The sequence below is a fragment of the Agathobacter sp. LCP21S3_B2 genome (assembly GCF_052118705.1).
In the GTDB taxonomy this organism is placed as follows: Bacteria; Bacillota; Clostridia; order Lachnospirales; family Lachnospiraceae; genus Roseburia.
Genome location: NZ_JBQKGQ010000004.1, coordinates 166,299 through 178,458, shown reverse-complemented (window position 1 = coordinate 178,458; position 12,160 = coordinate 166,299). Strand labels below are relative to the sequence as shown.

The following is a 12,160-nucleotide window of genomic DNA, read 5'->3' as shown; positions in this document are numbered from 1 at the left end:
CCTCTAAGTCCAAGTTATTTCCATTATACCCTATTTGCTTTTTGTTTCAAGAGTATAACATGATATAGCTAAAGATAACTTAAGAGAGCCCTATGAAGTGGCAACAAATCCCGTCAGGAAATAATAAAGTGCTCCCAGTGCCTTTCCAATAGCCATAGAAATCACTATAATCCCAAGACCGGCGCGAAGCTTCATGCGCTTATATATAATAGGGAATGTGTGCAGTATTTCTGCTAGTGCAACTGCAATACAGCCGACAAATATTCCGACACACAATCCATATATTGCAATAATTATATTCCCACAGATATTGCTTACAGGTACTTTTGGCATATTTGCAAAGCCCAGATTATATGCCGTATCAAGCACTGACGATATATTACCTGCCACCACACCACATATCATGACATTTTCTATAAGTATTATATTTTCTATCCTGCTGCACCGAAGTATACGCGGCACCACTCCTATCACGAGCACAAATGCAAATACACCGGCTGACACTCCTGCCCCTGCTAAAAACGCTATCACTGACAAAAATATTTCACGCAATATATATTCAAACATCCTGCTTTTCCTTTACCTTGTCTATTATTGTGTTCCACGTATCCTTATTATGCTTATCCATCTCCACCTGAATCGGTGTGACATCGTCGGATAGCTTACGCTTTCCGATATGATTAAAAAACAGTATGATTCCAACCGCCAGACCAATACAGTAAAACACCTCAAGCACCGACACCTGTGGCTTGTCCACTCCCATTATCTGCTTGTAGAAATGTTCAAACACACCTGATATCGAAATATCATTATTGAAAGCCATGATTGTAAAAGCTGAACCAAAAAATATAAGTATACACACCGCTACAACCTTTAGTGCTTCAAGAATCTTATTTTTGCTGTTGTCGTCATATTCTACAAGTACCTCCGGCTCACCAATGCTTATAACCTGTGCATCATCATAGATTTCCGTGATTTGCTCTATTATTTTCATTACAGATATCACGCTCTTTTTACCGCGTATCTTATCCACGATCATTCCCTTTATCTGTCCCTCATAGCGTGAATATTTACAATACACACTTGCTATATCATTGATGCAGACCTGCCTGCGGTGAAGTGTTTTCTGCTGTTCTGCGCGTATATACACGAGAATTTTTTCTTTTGAGGTATCAGTATGCTCCGGCATTTTCATGCTCCCTTCGATTAATATTCATATGTATATAATTTCCATTTATTTTGATTTTTATGCATAAAATATACGCATGTAATTAAATTAATATTTTTCGTGCGATATATTGTTTTTTTCGTGCAAACATCATATAATAAATATAAGTAATCTAAGGGAGGAACTTTATCATGGCTAAAACAACAACAAGTAATATCAGCATTCGCATGGATAGCAATTTAAAAGCTGCTGCTGAAGCTTTATATGAAGAATTAGGTATGAATATCAGCACTGCATTCAACATTTTTGTTCGTCAATCTTTACGAGAACGAGGTATCCCATTTAAAATAACAGAAGGTTCTCCAAACAAAGAGACAGTTTCAGCTATGCTTGAGGCAGAAAGGATTGCAAAAGACTCAACTATTGATGGTTATAAAAATGTGGATGAACTTTTTGCAGACCTTGATGCATGAGTAAATATGAAATCAAATACACAACACAATTTAAAAAAGATTATAAACTAGCAAAACGTCGTGGTCTTGATATCGAAGTTTTAGTACTAACACTTGCACGCACAGGTACTCATAGTGACTTATTTGGTCTGTAAAATATCGTAATAATTCATATTTATTGTATACTATTATCAATTTATAAAGTGAGGTAACAAATGGCATACACTAAGGAAATACTGACTCTCGCAGTGGAAATCGGCGATTGTATGCTCAGAAACGGGGCAGAAATCTACAGAGTGGAAGACACTGTGGTTCATATACTAAGTTCATATGAGGTGGAGGAATTTGACGTATATGTGCTGTCAAACGGAATATTTGCAAGTGCAAATGAGAACAAGGAGGATGCCTGCAGCATCGTGCGCCACGTACCGCTTGGTGCTGTCAATCTGGCAAAGATCAGCGCGTTAAACCAGCTCGCAAGGGACATATGTGACCAGAAAATCTCCCTGATTGACTCATGGGACAGGCTTGAGCAGTGCAAAAATATTCCTAATTACAAAAAAAGCGCACAGATTTTCTTCTGTGGGCTCGGAAGTGCCTGCTTTTGCTATCTTTTTGGCGGAAGCTGGCTTGACTTTGTTTTTGCATTTGTTATCGGCTCACTTGAGCAGGTGCTTTTGTTTGGCCTTAAAAAATATAATTTCTCAAGGATTATTACCAATATCCTTGCCAGTCTTTTTGTGACACTGATTGCCACCGCAAGTACACTTACAGGGCTTTCTCTTTTACCTGATAAAATCATTATAGGAGCTATCATGCCACTTGTTCCGGGAATAGCATTTACAACATCTATCAGGGATATCTATAACGGGGATTATCTGTCCGGTACGATACATCTGCTCGATGCACTGATCACAGCCGTGTGTGTTGCTGTGGGAGCATGTCTGCCGTTTGTTGTGATGAAATATATTGGAGGGCTTTAAGCTATGGAGTTTATAATACAATTTATTGTGGCTCTCTTTGCCACATTATCGTTTGCAGTTATTTTTTCCGCTCCAAAAAAGGAGCTGTTTTACTGCGGTTTTACAGGAGCGCTTGGATGGATCATCTACTATATAATGGTTCAGTTTAATATGGGTGTTGTGTTTCCATCGCTTATCGCGACACTGTGCCTTACGATAATGGCGCGCATTTTTGCTGCTGCACGCTCTATGCCTGTGACAGTTTATCTGCTTTCCGGTATCTTTCCTCTTGTGCCGGGAGCAGGAATTTTTTACACGGCATATTATCTTTTTACTAACGACAGGGCACTTTCCTCCTCAAAGGGTATTGAAACCTTTGAGGTGGCGGGTGCCATCGTGCTCGGTATCATATTCGGGTTTGGCATACCGCAGAGTTTGTTTAATCTGTTGAAGCCTAAATAATATCCTATAGTATAATTATAATCACACAATATTAAATAATTTATGAAGAAAGGGCAAATATTGGTTTATTTCCAATCTTTGCCCATGTTTTTCTTCAACTGTTTCAATCTTTCTATCAGCTTTGGCTCTCAAGTCAAGAAGTTGTCAGATTTGCAATTTTCTGCGCCAGATCCTCGAGATACTCCCAACGCTCCATTTTCTCCATCAGCTGCCCCTCGAGGTCTTCCTTTTCCTTTGTGAGTTCGTTTAACTTACCAAAGTTAGTGGCATTCTTTACCATCTCATCATCTATCTCATAAAGACGTGTTTCGAGCTTTTCTATGTCAGCCTCTATCGTCTCGTACTCTTTTTGCTCTTTGTAGGTAAATTTGAGCTTTTTCTCATGCCCCCAGGTTTCCATGGATTTCTTCTTCCTGGCTTCTTTTGCGTCTGTACCATCTGATGCAGTATTTCCCTGTGCTCCTGAAGCGGATGCTCCTGTGGATGATGCATTTTCTGATACGGTTTTTCCTGATGCAGGCTGTGGGCGTTTATTCATATAGTCGGTGTATCCGCCCTCATACTGTACGATTTTTCCGGCTCCCTCAAATGCAAAAATACGCTTTGCAATCCTGTCAAGGAAATACCTGTCATGGGATACCGTGATGACTATTCCGTCATAGCCATCCAGATAATCCTCTAAAATAGCCAGTGTCTCAACATCCAGGTCATTGGTCGGCTCGTCAAGTATCAGTACATTCGGTGCGCTCATCAGCACACGAAGCAGATAGAGTCTTCTCTTCTCTCCACCCGAGAGCTTGCCTACCGGACTGTACTGCTGCTCCGGCGGGAATAAAAACCTCTCAAGCATGGCAGATGCTGACACAAGCCCGTCTGCCGTGCGCACAAACTCGGCAGCTTCTTTCACGTAGTCTATCACTCGAAGCTCAGGCTCTATATCCACTTCCTGACCGAAATATCCTATCTTTATCGTCTGTCCTATCTCTACCTCACCTGAATCAGGCTCGATAAAACCGGCAATTATATTCATGAGTGTGGACTTTCCACAGCCGTTTTTGCCTACAAAACCTATACGGTCATTTTTCAGGAAAATATACGTGAAATCCTTTACACAGACGATATCTCCGTACGCCTTTGAAATATCATGAAGCTCTATGGTTGTCCTTCCCATACGCGATGAAACCGATGAAAGCTCAACCCTTGCGTCTGTCTGTGGTCCTTTCTGATCGCGTAAAGCCTCATATCTTTGGATGTGTACCTTCTGCTTTGTGGAACGAGCTCTTGCTCCGCGCTGCATCCACTCTATTTCTTTTCTAAGGATGGACTGACGCTTGCGCTCACTTGCCCTCTCACTCTCCTCTCTGGCTGCCTTAAGCTCAAGAAAGCCCGAGTAGTTTGTATCATAGCTGTAGGTCTGTCCCTTGTCCACCTCCACGATTCTGTTACAGACACTGTCTAGAAAATAGCGGTCATGCGTGATCATGATGATTGCACCCCTGAAACGGCGCAGATAATCCTCAAGCCACTCCACCATCTCGTAGTCTAAGTGGTTGGTCGGCTCGTCCAATATAAGTACATCACACGGCTTAAGTACGACTGTTGCAAGCGCAAGCCTCTTTCTCTGTCCTCCTGAGAGCTCACCGGTCTTTTGCGCCATATCTGTGATATCAAGCTTCATAAGAAGTGACTTTGCATCACTTTCTATACTCCAGCGCATGTCCTCATCCAGCTGCGAGGTAACCACACGGCTCATCACATGTTCAAGTGCCGTCTCGTCCGGGTCAAACTCCGGATTCTGCGGCAGATAGTTTATCACTATATGATTTGCTGTGGTGACAGTTCCCTCATCCGGCTCTTCATCACCAGCCACAATCTTTAAAAGTGTAGACTTTCCTGTACCATTTATACCGATGATACCGATTTTTTCGTTTTCCTGCACATAAAAGGAAGCTTTAGAAAAAAGCTTCCTTCCAGTATATGACTTTGTTATATTTTCGACATTAATGATGTTCATCTTCTCGTATTTTCTCCTCCCTCTCATGCTCCTGCTTCTCCTTGGCCTCAAGGATTGCCTCATTGAGCGAAAGCATCTTTGCATCAAGCTGTCCTACGATACCTGCACACTCGCGCAGATCGCGGCTGATATACTCAGGTGCATTGCCCTCGAACTTGTAATATATCTTGTGCTCAAGGCTTGCCCAGAAATCCATAGCTATTGTACGAATCTGTATCTCAACCTTTGTGTCAACCACCTTGTTTGAAAGGAAAATAGGCACCGAAACAATCATGTGGTAGCTCTTGTAGCCGCTCGCCTTCGGATGCTTCATATAGTCCTTTACCGATATGACAGTCAAATCATTCTGCCTGCCAATCATCTCAGCAAGCCGGTATATATCAGATGTGAACGAGCACACGATTCTGATGCCCGCTATGTCCTTTACATATGTGACCATATTCTCTATAGTGCTCTCGTAGCCTCCCTTTTTGAGCTTCTTAACTATGCTTTCAGGAGTCTTGATACGCGACTTTATATACTCTATCGGATTATAATTATGTATGTGAACAAACTCGTCATTTAGTATCTCGAGCTTAGTATTGACCTCTTTCAGTGCAGAATTGTATAGAAACATCATAGTCTCCCAACTATCAATGCCCTCCGCAAACTCTTGTTCCATTAAAAACCTCCCTGTGATCTATTCGCCTGTATGTTTATCAGACTCTTTTACTCAATTATAGCATATTTATTCGTATAATTGGCAAATTATAACTATTATTTATATATTTTTTATTCTTGTTATTTTATATGTTGCTTATTTTGTATGTGCACAGGTCCGCACGCTGCAGGCACGGCGGCACACACGTACTCTCTCGTAGGCGCATAGCGAAGCTATTTAGAATCTGTTGAATTATGCTTCACAACCAGAAATGCACCGGCATGGACGCCGGGGCAAGGTGTTATGCGCCATGGACGGCGCATAAAAGCCGGTTTCGTCAAGCATAGAAAACCAAAAGGCATAATTCCTACAGATTCTTAATGGCGTAGCGTAGCTTACGAGAGAGTACGTGTGTGCCGCCGTGCCTGCAGCGTGCGGACCGTCCTTATATCAATAATAACTCATCATATCCATAATGAGGTATCAATCCTCCTCGATGATGTGCATCTCGAGAAAATCAAAGTCGATGTCCTCCACAAAATTATCCTTCGTAAAACGGGTCTTTCCATGCCTCTTGAAATCACTTATGTTGCTTTCAAGCCAGATGGGCTTTCCCAGGTCAAAAGCAAGGCATGCATCCTCAAGTGCCTTAAAAATCTTGTGTGTACGTGTGTCGTCACTGTCATTTTCTATTGTAATATCACGCATCAGGTGCGTGTCAGTATAAATCTTAAACCAAATACGCATATTATTCTCCCAAAAGTCTTCTCTGACGATTGCACTCATACATGAGCAAAGTGGCTGATATTGCGGCATTAAGCGACTCCACAGCTCCCTCCATAGGTATGCGGATATATGTGTCCGCCATGTCAGCTATCTCATCTGATAATCCATTGCCCTCATTTCCTATCATAAAGCCACAGGCTCCGGTGTAGTCCTGTCTGTCATAAGAGCACTTACCCTTTAAATGAGCTGCGTAGAGAGGAACTCCCTTTGACTTTGCATACTCTATAGTCTCCGGAAGGTCATCTGTGATGAAAAACGGCACACGGTAGAGTGAGCCCATGGTTGAGCGCACAGTCTTTGGATTAAAAATGTCCACTGTTGTGCGATTCATTATAATGCCGCTTACACCTGCGCCCTCACCTGTGCGGATCATAGTGCCTAAGTTTCCCGGATCCTGTATACTCTCAAGCACAAGAAGCTCTGTCTTGTCGCCCTTAAAAAGTTCATCTATCTCATAGTGCGGCATCTTTACTATAGCAAGCACCCCCTGCGGAGTCTGCGTGTCAGACATGCTCTTAAACACCGGGTCACTCACTATTTCTGTTTTGTCAAGGAAACGATTCTTCTCTTCCTTAAACCTGTCATCATTAAAAAATGACTCAGACATATATACGGCACTTACCCAGTCATATGGCGCCTCAAAGCTCATCTTTGGACCCTCAACCACGAATACGCCCTGCTTTTTCCGCTCCTTTGCCTTGCTTAAAAGAGCCTGCACATTTTTTATACTTTTGTTTGATGCACTTGTAATCATTTTCTTCTCTTTCTATATCGATTTAAATAATCCTACTGACAGTGATTTTCATGATCAACATTCGTCTTTCTCCGAATGCATAAATGCCCCTGCACCGACACATGCACGCAATTACCTGCATTTGATGTGCCGGATACAAGGGCATTCATATTTATTGTAAAGTAACTATATTAGATACTAAACCAGAGATTTAGAGATATCGTACATGTACTCGTCTACACTCTTCTTCATAGCAAGTGCCTCGTCGATATCGAAATCTACGAAATTGCCATCCTTATGGGCAACAACTCTGTTTGACTTGCCCTCGCAGAGTAAATCAACTGCCATAGCGCCCATGATTGTAGCGTATACACGGTCCTTGCAGGTAGGGCTTCCACCTCTTTGCATATGTCCAAGGATAGTTGCTCGAGTCTCGATGCCTGTAGCAGCCTCGATTTCCTTAGCCATCTCCTGTGAATGTCCTACACCCTCAGCATTGATGATGATGTAATGCTGCTTGCCGAGCTCTCTTGCATGAGCTACTCTCTCGATGAGTGCCTCAAGGTTGTTGTCATACTTCTCAGGAAGTAATACTTCCTCAGCGCCGTTTGCAAGACCACACCATAATGCAATGTATCCTGCTCCACGTCCCATAACCTCAATGATTGAGCATCTCTCGTGTGATGTAGATGTATCACGTACCTTGTCAATAGCCTCCATAGCTGTGTTGCAGGCTGTATCAAAACCGATTGTGTAATCTGTACATGCGATATCAAGGTCGATTGTGCCCGGAAGACCGATTGTATTGATGCCAAGTGCAGCAAGCTTCTGCGCACCCTGGAAAGATCCGTCACCACCGATAACTACGATAGCATCGATACCATGCTTCTTGCAGATTTCAGCGCCCTTCTGCTGTCCCTCTGCTGTAACGAACTCCTTACATCTGGCTGTCTGTAAGATTGTACCACCGCGTGAGATTGTGTCTGAAACGCTCTTTGAATCCATATCCACGATTTCTTCATTTAACAGACCTGCGTATCCTCTCTTGATTCCTTTAACCTTCTTGCCCTTTGAGAGAGCCTGACGAACAACGGCACGAATCGCTGCGTTCATTCCCGGTGCGTCACCACCACTTGTAAGTACACCTATTGTGTTAATCTCTTTTGCCATTGCTATAACCTCCATATGTTAAAAAATTATCATTTATTCTAATCCCAATCTATTGTACTTGTTTTAGCATATTTTTTCAATATTCTTTTCAACAATTTTCGCATTTTCTTTGTCTAAAAATTCCAAAAGCTGCTCCATGAGCTCATTATTTGCATTTACGGAATAATTTCTGCCAAGTTTTTTCATCTGCTTTGTATCTGCGATGTAAATTATGACTTCATCTCCTCCGTCAGATTCACGGATTGTCTCAAGAAGCCTGCTCTCGTTTTTCTTATAGTCCTCCATCGTATCAAACCTGAGCCATAGCTGCTTCGGAAGCTCATCAAACGGTATGATTCTCTCGCAGATTATCTTGCCGTTCTGCTCATCCTCGACTGTCGCATGTCCGATAACAAATATTTTAGCATCGTCCTGTAAATATCTCTGGTAGCGCTCGTAATCTCTCGGAAAAATAATTACCTCAACAGTTCCTGTCAGGTCCTCTATCGTGATAAAAGCCATGGCCTGATTGTACTTGGTAAACTTAATCGTCTTTGCAGCTATCATGCCTCCGATTACCACGTGCGCATTGTCCTTTATCTTTACGGCACCGCTCTCCTCTTCAAGCACAAAATCTATCGCATTTGCTGTGATGTTTTTCTTTAGGGCAGCTGCATATTTTTCCAGAGGGTGTCCGCTTAAATAGATGCCAAGCACCTCTTTTTCATAGGCCAGGGCTTCCTCAGCGTCATATTCACCAACATTTGGATACTTAAGCTCAAATGACTGCCTATCCTCATCTGAGACCAGGTCAAACAGGCTCATCTGCCCTGCCATTGTTGACTTTTTGTCATGCTGCACCCTGTCCACAATCGATGCATACACCATTGCCATCTGCTTTCTCGTGCCGTCGAGTGAATCGCAGGCTCCCGCCTTTATCAGATTCTCAATCGCACGCTTGTTGATAAGCTCCTTCTGGCAGGTTCTCTCGATAAAATCTGAGAGTGTGCGGTATCTGCCGCCACTTTCCCGCTCCTCGATTATCTGGTCTATTACCGGCCTGCCCAGAGATTTGATGGCGTACATGCCATATCTGACATGGTCACCCTCTGCGGTAAACTCGCCCTGTCCACAGTTGATATCCGGCGGAAGCACCTTAATACCCATATCACGACAGCTGTAAAGATACTGCGCCGCCTTGGCTGAATTGTCTATAACAGAAGTCATGAGCGCTGCCATAAATTCGACCGGATAGTAGTTTTTGAGCCATGCAGTCTGAACACTGATTTTCGCATACGCGGCTGCATGTGATTTGTTGAACGCATACTTAGCAAAATCAACCATCGAATCGTATATGCTGTTGGCAGCCTTTTCATCTATGCCGTTTGCCACACAGCCCTTTATACCGCGCTCCTCGTCTCCGTACACAAAGCTCTGGCGCTCTGCGTCAATGACATACTGCTTCTTCTTGCTCATGGCACGACGGATGTTGTCCGCCTGACCCATTGTATAGCCTGCGAGCTTCTGCACTATCTGCATGACCTGTTCCTGGTATACTATACAGCCGTAGGTCGGCTCTAAAATACTCTCAAGCTCAGGTGTCACATAGCTTATCTCCTTTGGATTGTTCTTGCCCTTTATATAGTTGGGAATGAAATCCATAGGACCCGGACGGTAGAGCGAAATACCGGCCACGATGTCCTCAAAACTCTGTGGACTGAGTTCCTTCATGAAGCTTTGCATACCGGCAGACTCTAGCTGGAATACCCCTTCCGTCTTTCCTGTTCCGATAAAGTCAAGTGTGCCCTTATCGTTGAAATCAATATGGTCAATATCCACATCAATGCCCCTTGATGCCTTGATATTCTTCACAGAATCCTTTAGCACCGTGAGTGTACGAAGCCCCAGAAAATCCATCTTTAAAAGGCCAAGCTCCTCGAGCTGTACCATGTTGTACTCTGCGGTAGGGCTTCCGTCGTTTGCCCTTCCAAGAGGCACATAATCGCTCGCCACACCCGGATAGATTACCACACCTGCTGCATGCACGGACGTGTGGTTTGGCAGTCCCTCAAGCCTTTTTGCCATATCTATCATTTCATGCACTCTCGCATCACTGTCGTAAATGCCCTTAAACTCCGGGTTCATCTGAAGAGCCTTGTCAATCGTGATATTAAGCTCCTGAGGCACCATCTTTGCAAGCCTGTCAGTCTCTGCATATGGGAAATCCAGTGCCTTTCCGACTGATTTTATGACTCCTCTTGCTGCCATCGTACCAAAGGTGACTATCTGTGTTACAGAATCGTGTCCGTACTTCTGCTGAACATACTCTATGGCGCGATATCTCTCCGCATACTCGAAATCCACATCGATATCAGGCATGGAAACTCGCTCAGGGTTAAGAAATCTTTCAAAAAGCAGATTGTATTTAACCGGATCAATATCCGTGATTCCGGTACAATAGCACACCCTGCTTCCCGCCGCTGAGCCTCGTCCCGGGCCTACCCAGCAGTCGTGCGTGCGACACCAGTTGATATAATCCCACACGATAAGGATATACTCTATAAAGCCCATGGTCTTTATGATACCAAGCTCATAGTCCATATCTGCATGTATCTTTTTAAGCTCCTCAGCACTGTACTCGCCACAGCCTATGTATTTCTCCCTAAAGCCCTTCTCGCAAAGCTCTGTAAGAAAGGCTTCGGCACTATCATAGCCCTCTGGCACCTCATACTTTGGAATCTTGTAATTGCCAAACTCAAGCGTCACATTGCATCTGTCGGCAATTTTCTGCGTATTCTCAATAGCCTCTGTGGCATATGGGAAAAGCGCTCTCATCTGCTCTTCGCTCTTTACGAAAAACTGTCCGCCATCATAGCGCATCCTGTCCTCGTCAGACACCTTTTTCCCGGTCTGGATACACAAAAGCACATCATGTGCCTCCGCATCGGACTCGTAGGTGTAGTGCACATCATTAGTACACACTAACCCTATTTCAAGCTCCTTGCTCATCCTAAGAAGCTGCTGATTCACAAGCTTCTGGTCATCAATGCCATGGTCCTGCAGCTCAAGGAAGAAGTTGTCTTTTCCAAAGCAGTCCTGATACTTCCTTGCAATCTCCTTCGCCTCGTCATAAAAGCCTCTTACGATGTATCTAGGGATTTCTCCTGCCAGACAGGCAGACAGGCATATAAGCCCCTCGTGATATCTCTCAAGCGTCTCAAAATCCACTCTCGGCCTGTAATAATAGCCCTCTGTGAACCCTATTGACACTATCTTCATGAGATTGGCATAGCCTGTATTATTTTCAGCAAGCAGAATCAGATGATAATACCTGTCATCACCGTGGCTTGTCTCCCTGTCAAAGCGCGAATTTGGTGCCACATATACCTCGCAGCCTATGACCGGATTGATATCATTTGCCTTTGCCGTCTTGTAAAACTCCACCACACCGTACATATTACCATGGTCTGTGATTGCGGCAGAGTTCATGCCAAGCTCCTTGACGCGCTTTACATATTCTTTTATCTTGTTTGACCCATCGAGCAGACTGTACTCGGTATGGGTGTGAAGATGACAAAATGACATTTGGATTCCTCTTTCTTTATTTTTGTATAGCCGCCCGCCCTTCATGGGGTGTGCCACCCGGCGGGTACTGTGGCAGAACAATTCGTAAGAATTGCGTTAATTTGTCAGGCGTCGAATTTCGGCTCAAGGTTTGTGTACATTCGCCAGATGCACACTTTCGGCGCGGCGTACGTCTGTGGCATACGCTTTCATAATTCCTTAGCCTAGTT

The 12,160-nt window shown here is 43.7% G+C and carries 12 protein-coding genes; 4 read left to right on the top strand and 8 right to left on the bottom strand.

The features are described 5' to 3' along the window. Positions 1–90: 90 nt before the first annotated feature. Complete coding sequence (locus ACTQ1L_RS04545; RefSeq protein ID WP_012741932.1) at positions 91–567, bottom strand: stage V sporulation protein AB; 477 nt, start codon at positions 565–567, stop codon at positions 91–93. Further along, positions 560–1,189, bottom strand: coding sequence for a stage V sporulation protein AA (locus tag ACTQ1L_RS04540; protein ID WP_321110129.1), 630 nt, complete (start codon positions 1,187–1,189; stop codon positions 560–562). The genes ACTQ1L_RS04545 and ACTQ1L_RS04540 overlap by 8 nt, the downstream gene beginning before the upstream one ends. A gap of 170 nt (positions 1,190–1,359) precedes the next feature. On the opposite strand from ACTQ1L_RS04540, the gene ACTQ1L_RS04535 reads away from it, so the two are divergent. From ACTQ1L_RS04535 to ACTQ1L_RS04520, 4 genes are read left to right on the top strand one after another with little or no spacing between them, the layout of a single operon-like run. Further along, positions 1,360–1,641, top strand: a complete 282-nt coding sequence (locus ACTQ1L_RS04535) for a type II toxin-antitoxin system RelB/DinJ family antitoxin (RefSeq protein WP_055224720.1) — start codon at positions 1,360–1,362, stop codon at positions 1,639–1,641. Beyond that, positions 1,638–1,775 (top strand): hypothetical protein, encoded by a 138-nt coding sequence (locus ACTQ1L_RS04530; protein ID WP_172676056.1) that lies wholly within the window; start codon positions 1,638–1,640, stop codon positions 1,773–1,775. The genes ACTQ1L_RS04535 and ACTQ1L_RS04530 overlap by 4 nt, the downstream gene beginning before the upstream one ends. A 60-nt stretch (positions 1,776–1,835) precedes the next feature. Continuing rightward, entirely contained in the window at positions 1,836–2,603 is a 768-nt protein-coding gene (locus tag ACTQ1L_RS04525; protein WP_441365620.1) for a threonine/serine ThrE exporter family protein, read from the top strand. A 3-nt stretch (positions 2,604–2,606) separates the two neighbouring features. Next, entirely contained in the window at positions 2,607–3,044 is a 438-nt protein-coding gene (locus ACTQ1L_RS04520) for a threonine/serine exporter family protein (RefSeq protein ID WP_441365618.1), read from the top strand. A 133-nt stretch (positions 3,045–3,177) separates the two neighbouring features. On the opposite strand, the gene ACTQ1L_RS04515 is transcribed toward ACTQ1L_RS04520, so the two are convergent. From ACTQ1L_RS04515 to ACTQ1L_RS04490, 6 genes are all read right to left on the bottom strand, one after another. After that, on the bottom strand, positions 3,178–5,058 hold the full coding sequence (locus ACTQ1L_RS04515) for an ABC-F family ATP-binding cassette domain-containing protein (protein ID WP_441365643.1): 1,881 nt from the start codon (positions 5,056–5,058) through the stop codon (positions 3,178–3,180). Beyond that, entirely contained in the window at positions 5,045–5,719 is a 675-nt protein-coding gene (locus ACTQ1L_RS04510) for a GTP pyrophosphokinase (RefSeq protein WP_012741925.1), read from the bottom strand. Before ACTQ1L_RS04510 ends, ACTQ1L_RS04515 begins: the two co-directional genes overlap by 14 nt. A 462-nt stretch (positions 5,720–6,181) precedes the next feature. Beyond that, complete coding sequence (locus ACTQ1L_RS04505) at positions 6,182–6,445, bottom strand: hypothetical protein (RefSeq protein ID WP_321110127.1); 264 nt, start codon at positions 6,443–6,445, stop codon at positions 6,182–6,184. 1 nt (position 6,446) lies between these two features. Continuing rightward, positions 6,447–7,238 (bottom strand): TrmH family RNA methyltransferase, encoded by a 792-nt coding sequence (locus ACTQ1L_RS04500; RefSeq protein WP_321110126.1) that lies wholly within the window; start codon positions 7,236–7,238, stop codon positions 6,447–6,449. 177 nt (positions 7,239–7,415) lie between these two features. Continuing rightward, the gene (pfkA, locus tag ACTQ1L_RS04495; protein WP_441365616.1) at positions 7,416–8,387 is read right to left on the bottom strand and encodes a 6-phosphofructokinase; all 972 of its coding nucleotides are present in this window, start codon (positions 8,385–8,387) and stop codon (positions 7,416–7,418) included. Between the two features lie 63 nt (positions 8,388–8,450). Continuing rightward, a complete protein-coding gene (locus ACTQ1L_RS04490; protein ID WP_441365614.1) occupies positions 8,451–11,951 on the bottom strand; it encodes a DNA polymerase III subunit alpha in 3,501 nt (1,166 codons plus the stop codon). Positions 11,952–12,160: the final 209 nt, after the last annotated feature.

Bases quoted from the DNA above. Each gene is read 5' to 3' on its own strand.
- ACTQ1L_RS04545 (WP_012741932.1), bottom strand. From the start codon at position 567: ATGTTTGAATATATATTGCGTGAAATATTTTTGTCAGTGATAGCGTTT.
- ACTQ1L_RS04540 (WP_321110129.1), bottom strand. From the start codon at position 1,189: ATGCCGGAGCATACTGATACCTCAAAAGAAAAAATTCTCGTGTATATA.
- ACTQ1L_RS04535 (WP_055224720.1), top strand. From the start codon at position 1,360: ATGGCTAAAACAACAACAAGTAATATCAGCATTCGCATGGATAGCAAT.
- ACTQ1L_RS04530 (WP_172676056.1), top strand. From the start codon at position 1,638: ATGAGTAAATATGAAATCAAATACACAACACAATTTAAAAAAGATTAT.
- ACTQ1L_RS04525 (WP_441365620.1), top strand. From the start codon at position 1,836: ATGGCATACACTAAGGAAATACTGACTCTCGCAGTGGAAATCGGCGAT.
- ACTQ1L_RS04520 (WP_441365618.1), top strand. From the start codon at position 2,607: ATGGAGTTTATAATACAATTTATTGTGGCTCTCTTTGCCACATTATCG.
- ACTQ1L_RS04515 (WP_441365643.1), bottom strand. From the start codon at position 5,058: ATGAACATCATTAATGTCGAAAATATAACAAAGTCATATACTGGAAGG.
- ACTQ1L_RS04510 (WP_012741925.1), bottom strand. From the start codon at position 5,719: ATGGAACAAGAGTTTGCGGAGGGCATTGATAGTTGGGAGACTATGATG.
- ACTQ1L_RS04505 (WP_321110127.1), bottom strand. From the start codon at position 6,445: ATGCGTATTTGGTTTAAGATTTATACTGACACGCACCTGATGCGTGAT.
- ACTQ1L_RS04500 (WP_321110126.1), bottom strand. From the start codon at position 7,238: ATGATTACAAGTGCATCAAACAAAAGTATAAAAAATGTGCAGGCTCTT.
- pfkA (WP_441365616.1), bottom strand. From the start codon at position 8,387: ATGGCAAAAGAGATTAACACAATAGGTGTACTTACAAGTGGTGGTGAC.
- ACTQ1L_RS04490 (WP_441365614.1), bottom strand. From the start codon at position 11,951: ATGTCATTTTGTCATCTTCACACCCATACCGAGTACAGTCTGCTCGAT.